At 47.0% G+C, this 1,118-nt stretch carries 2 protein-coding genes; both read right to left on the bottom strand.

The genetic code is table 11. From position 1 onward, the window contains the following. Positions 1-243 (bottom strand): hypothetical protein (locus HCUR_RS00210; protein ID WP_129591770.1); only part of this gene is annotated, 243 nt, incomplete at its 3' end. A 10-nt stretch (positions 244-253) separates the two neighbouring features. After that, positions 254-1,118, bottom strand: an 865-nt coding sequence (locus tag HCUR_RS09370) for a hypothetical protein (RefSeq protein ID WP_243397222.1), incomplete at its 5' end; no start/stop codon positions are given.

The following is a 1,118-nucleotide window of genomic DNA, read 5'->3' as shown; positions in this document are numbered from 1 at the left end:
AAGATAATAAAAGCACCAGGACGCCCTCTCCCCTTCAGGACTCAAAAGCTCATCCAAATTGACAAAATCTCGGTCCCGCTCTTCCCTATCCCATATCTCAAAATAATAGGCTAGGGCTGATAATAGCCGTTCTTTTGTGGCAAATTTTTTGATACTTTCTTGCCAACGTTCTTCTCCTAAATACATATTTTTGGCTCTACAGATTTCATTCAGTACATCTTGTAGACAGGTATAATTTTTCACGATTTCCTCCTTAAGGTTTCAAAATTCTGTTTTGCATTTGTTCTGCAAAATATTGCTCATTTAAGCGCACTGCCTGGATTAATGCGGCGTTTAGATCTTGTTGCACCTCCTTTCGTAAAATCGGATCTGGGATACGATGGACACAATTTCGAAGATCTCGGACAGTCCAAAACAGAGATTGACGAAGATTTTCGAATTGCAAATGATTCGCCGTATGAGCCCAGGACCCGTGCCATTCCTTTGGAATAATAATGCTGACCCCGGCATCTTCATGGATATCAAAAGCAATAAAGCGCCGATTGTTAACATGGGTCCCCACGTGATGACGGGCGGTACGCTTTTCCATCACAGATTTAAATTCTATATTGCGGTCTTTCATTATTTTTTCAAAATCTTTGTTCCCATACCTTCCCACCACGAATTTTTCATTCCTGTAGTGGATAAAATACTGGGTAATGGCGGCTTGTTCTGCGGCACTCACGGGTTTATCCATCATCCCCCCTTGACCACCCAGCCCTTGCGCCGGCTGCTTTATTGGCTTAGGTCCCTTCATGTGTCTGTGGGTGCGCTTGAAGCCCTCAGCTTTTTCCAGACCTTTGCCCAAGGCTTTTCCCACCTGGCGCCCTAGAATTTCCTGAGCCAACACAGATCCTGCCCCTGCCATGCCGTCCTGCTGGTAGGCTTCCTGCAACGCACTGGCGGTTTCACGGGCATTCACCAGGGATTTGGCCAACTTCATCCCGGGCAGGACTTTAATTCCCGTTTTGGCCAGGGTTTCCAGTGCCTCAGAATTTTTTCCTTCCTGGAGATCTTCCGAAATCTCTAGAGCGCCGTCCCACACCTCCAGTCCCGTAAGCAGTGCCATCACCGCCGGC

Source organism: Holospora curviuscula (assembly GCF_002930195.1).
In the GTDB taxonomy this organism is placed as follows: Bacteria; Pseudomonadota; Alphaproteobacteria; order Holosporales; family Holosporaceae; genus Holospora; species Holospora curviuscula.
The sequence above is the reverse complement of the archived record's forward strand: the minus strand, read 5'-3'. Positions and strand labels throughout refer to the sequence as shown.